The sequence below is a fragment of the Mesorhizobium sp. M1A.F.Ca.IN.022.07.1.1 genome (genome assembly GCF_003997575.1).
GTDB lineage: Bacteria > Pseudomonadota > Alphaproteobacteria > Rhizobiales > Rhizobiaceae > Mesorhizobium.
This window is the reverse complement of the sequence record NZ_RZST01000441.1, coordinates 1-4092: the sequence shown is the minus strand read 5'-3', so window position 1 is coordinate 4092 and position 4092 is coordinate 1. Positions and strand designations below refer to the sequence as shown.

Annotated in this window: 5 protein-coding genes; 2 read left to right on the top strand and 3 right to left on the bottom strand. The window is 67.1% G+C overall.

Features of this window, described 5'->3' with window-relative positions:
• A partial coding sequence (locus EOA75_RS29910) for an MFS transporter (RefSeq protein ID WP_164747663.1) occupies positions 1 to 748 on the top strand: 748 nt, incomplete at its 5' end.
• Between the two features lie 60 nt (positions 749 to 808).
• Here the strand turns inward: EOA75_RS29910 and EOA75_RS29905 are convergent.
• On the bottom strand, positions 809 to 1156 hold the full coding sequence (locus tag EOA75_RS29905; protein WP_127325839.1) for a GFA family protein: 348 nt from the start codon (positions 1154 to 1156) through the stop codon (positions 809 to 811).
• Positions 1157 to 1268: 112 nt separating this feature from the next.
• On the opposite strand from EOA75_RS29905, the gene EOA75_RS29900 reads away from it, so the two are divergent.
• Complete coding sequence (locus EOA75_RS29900; protein ID WP_127325838.1) at positions 1269 to 2564, top strand: amidase; 1296 nt, start codon at positions 1269 to 1271, stop codon at positions 2562 to 2564.
• Between the two features lie 18 nt (positions 2565 to 2582).
• Here EOA75_RS29900 and EOA75_RS29895 read toward each other — a convergent pair whose 3' ends face one another.
• Both EOA75_RS29895 and EOA75_RS29890 read right to left on the bottom strand, forming a co-directional pair.
• A complete protein-coding gene (locus tag EOA75_RS29895; RefSeq protein ID WP_127325837.1) occupies positions 2583 to 3560 on the bottom strand; it encodes a hydroxyacid dehydrogenase in 978 nt (325 codons plus the stop codon).
• Positions 3561 to 3565: 5 nt separating this feature from the next.
• On the bottom strand, positions 3566 to 4092 hold a 527-nt coding region (locus EOA75_RS29890), incomplete at its 5' end, for an FCD domain-containing protein (protein ID WP_164747662.1).

The window sequence follows — 4092 nt, the reverse complement described above, 5'->3', positions numbered from 1 at the left end:
CATCCTGACCGGCGTATCGGTGGCGACCGTCACCGCGGCGCCGGTCGGCGCCTATGTCGGCGACATCTGGGGCTGGCGTACGGCCTTCATGATCGCGGCGGTCGGCGGCGCGCTGACGCTGCTCGTACAGCTTGCCACCATCCCCAGCCTGCCGCCGACGGCCGTGGCGAGCTTTCGCACGCTGATCGAGGTACTGAAGCGGCGGACGATCCGCATCGCCCTGCTGGTCGTGCTGCTCGTCGCCTCGGGACAGTTTGCCGGCTTCACCTATGTGCGGCCATTCCTGGAGACGGTGCCGGTCATGCCGATCGAGACCATCTCGCTGGTTCTGCTCGCCTATGGCATCGGCGGCTTCTTCGGCAATTTCGCCGGCGCTTTCCTGGCCGAGCGCAATCTGAAGCTTGCGGTCGGACTGGCGCCGCTGCTGATCGCGCTGTCGGCGCTTGCCATGCTCACCATCGGCGCTTCACCGGTGATTGCGGCAATCGCAGTTGCGGCATGGGGCTTTGCCTTCGGCGCGGTGCCGGTCGGGCTGCAGACTTGGCTGGTGCGCGCCGCTCCCGACCAGGCCGAGAGCGCCGGCGGCCTGATGGTCGCGACGTTCCAGGTGGCGATCGCGCTGGGCGCAGTCTTCGGCGGCCTGCTGGTCGACCATGCCGGCGTCGCCAGCGCATTCGGCTACGGTGCCATGGCAACGCTGCTCGCAGCGCTGGTGACTTTCGCCGTCGGGCCGAAACAGGCTGAATAACCTTGGACGCCGACAAGCCAGCCGGTCGGCCGGCTTGTCGGCAGGGCGATGCAGTCTGGGCTAAGCCGAGCGGCCGTCGAACTCGAAAACCTCGATAGCGGCGAGATCGATGCCGTCGAGGCAATTGATGTTGATGTAGGCGCTGCGCTCGCTGCCTTGACTGACATCCTCGGCGAAGGGATGGATGCCGCAGGTCCGGCAGAAGTGATGCGCGATCGAGCCCTTGCCGAAGGTGTATTTGCCGAGGTCGTCGCCCCAGGCAACCAGGCGCATGCTGGCGTGTGGCACGGCCCAGAGCAGCGCCCCCTTGCGCGCGCAGATCGAGCAGTTGCAGCGCACCGCGCCGCCGAGCTCGCCTGCGACCTCGAAAGCCACCTTGCCGCAGTGGCAACTGCCTTTGTACAGCATCAGTCTCTTCCTATCGCTGGCAGGTGCAAAGGCACCCTTGCCGGGTTATCCATCCGCTAGCCAAATTGGCTGCCTTAAAAGACGTTGCATCCTTGCGGAGTCCGACATCGACATGCAATCCGTGCGCGACCGTCTCGAAATCATCCTGTCACGTCTTGCCAATCGCGCGGCTGACGAAAAGGTCTACGTCAAGCAGTATGCGCAGGCGGCGCTCGCCGCAGCGGATGCAGCCGACGCGCGGCAAAGAGCCGGGGTCTGCCTCGGGCCGCTCGATGGCGTGGTGGTGTCGATCAAGGATCTGTTCGATGTCGCCGGCGAGCCGACCCGGGCAGGCTCGCGGATGCTCGCCGGTGCTCAGCCCGCCGCGCAGGACGCGGCGATCGTGCGCCGGCTGCGCCAGGCGGGCGCAGTGATCCTCGGCAAGACCAACATGACCGAATTCGCCTTCACCGCGATCGGCGACAACCTGCACTACGGCACACCGGGCAATGCGGCGGATGCCAGCCTGATCCCGGGCGGTTCTTCATCGGGCGCCGGCGTTGCGGTGGGCGAAGGCAGCAGCCAGATCTCGATCGGCTCGGACACGGGCGGCTCGGTTCGCATCCCGGCCTCGCTCAACGGCGTCGTCGGCTTCAAGCCGACGGCCCGGCGCGTGCCCTTGGATGGTGCCTTTCCGTTGTCGGCGACACTGGATTCGATCGGTCCGCTCGCCCGCAGCGTCGCTGATTGCGCGGTTGCCGACGCGATCATGGCGGGGGAGGAGCCAGTTCCCCTCCAGCCGATCCCGCTCGCCGGTCTGCGCATCGGCGTTCCGCGTGGCCGGCTCTTTGACGACACGCAAGCCGACGTCGCCGCGGCCTTTGAGGCGTGCACCAGGCAGATGGAGCGGGCAGGCGCACGCGTCGCCGATCTATCGATCGATGACCTCATTGGGGGGATGCGCGCGGCGACCATGCACGCCTCGATCGCGTCGATGGAGGGTGCGGAAGTGCATGCCGACTGGCTGGTGACCGGGGCCTCGGTGCCCGTCGACCCACATGTCAGCGGGCCTTTGTCGCGCGCGCTGACGGTTCCCGCTTCCGCCTATATCAGGACCATCCGCCGCCGGGCGGAACTGGTCGCGGCCATGGCGGAACGGCTGCAAACGGTCGATGCGCTTGCTCTGCCGACCGTGCCGATGGTCGCGCCGTCGATCGCGGCGATGGCCGGCGACGAAGCGCTACGCGACAGGACGGAAGGCTTGCTCCTGCGCAACACGCAGGTCGCCAACCAGTTCGATCTCTGTGCGATCTCGCTGCCGATGCCGGGCACCAAGCTGCCGGCCGGGCTGATGCTGGTGGCGAGGCATGGGCACGACCGACGTCTGCTCGGAATTGCTGCCGCGGTGGAGGCTTTGCTGAGCGGTTGAGGTGGTGCAGCGGCGCAATCAGTCGGCCGGAAAGCGCCGACGGTAACGCTCGATCACTTCCGGGTTCCGCAGGTTGACCGGCAGCTTGTCGGCAAGCACCAGCAAGGCCTCGTTCGCAGCGCCGACGCCCATGCGCATCATCGATTCCTCGGTGATGCCGGCCATATGCGGAGTGATGATGACGTTGTCGAAGCTGAAATAGGGATGGCTCGGCGGCAGCGGCTGGGTCGCAAAGACGTCGAGCGCCGCACCGCCGATACGGCCTTTTCGCAGCGCTTCAATCAGCGCCTCGTCATCGACCACCGGCCCGCGCGAGACATTGATCAACAGCGCATTGGGCTTCATGCGGGCGATGCGCTCGCGGCTGATCAGGCCGCGCGTCTCCTCGGTCAGCGGGCAGCAGAGCACGATGATGTCGCTCTGCTCGACCAGCGCGTCTATCGACAGGAAACCGACGCGCTCGGGCGCCGGGCGCAGGCTGCGCGTCGTCGCCACGACCTTGAGGTCGAAGCCGTGCGCGGCGATGTGGCCGACGGCCTGGCCGACGGCGCCGAGGCCGACAATGCCGATCGTCTTGCCGGCGAGCTCGCTGGTTGAATTGGCGTGCTCGCGCCCGGCGAGCCAGCCCTTGGCGCGCAGGTCGCGATCCATGATGCGGAAGCGCCTGAGCAGCGCCAGCGCCGTGAACACCACATGTTCGGCCACCGAGCGGGCATTGACGGCCGGCACGTTCGCCACCAGCACGCCGGCGGCGGTCGCCGCCTCGACCGGGATCATGTCCAGTCCCGCGCCATGGCGGATCGCGGCGCGCAACAGGGACGCGCCTGCGAACAGCTCCGGCGGCAGCGGCGCTCGGACGATGACGATGTCGGCGTCTTTCGCCTCGGCAGCCAGCGTTCTTGCATCGAGCGCGGAGGCGACGACCAGCCGGCCGGCTCCCGCCAGCATGCTTGTCGCGCGCGGATGTAGCGGGTGCGTCGACAGGATCTTGCGCATGAAGCTCAGGCCCTTTCGAGCGCCGCGCTTTTCGGCTCGGTCCAGCGACCTTCGATGATCCCCTTCCAGTAGCTCTCGGCCCCTTGCAGGTGCGCACTCATCAGCGCCTGGGCGAGGTTGCCGTCGCGGCGCAACAGTGCCTCGTAGATCTGGATGTGTTCGGCATGCGAGCGCATGCTGCGCTCCAGATCGTTGAAATAGATCGGCAGGCGCTGCTCGCCCATCAGGTAGTAGACGCTGCAGATGTTGTGAAAGACGCCGTTCTTGGTCGCTCGCACGATCTCGAGGTGGAACTCGCGGTCTTCCTTGGCGAGGCCTTCGCCGGCGGCGATGCGCTCCTCGGAAGCCTTCAGGATCTCGCGCAGCCGCTCGAAATTCTCCTCGGTGGCGCGTGAGCAGGCAAGCTCGGCCGCCTTGATCTCGTGGATCTTGCGCAGCTCGACGGTCTCGTAGATCTGCACCGGATCCAGCGGCAGGCCCGCGCGGGCGAAAAGCGCTAACGCTTCCACGCTCGCCTGCTTGGTATCGATAT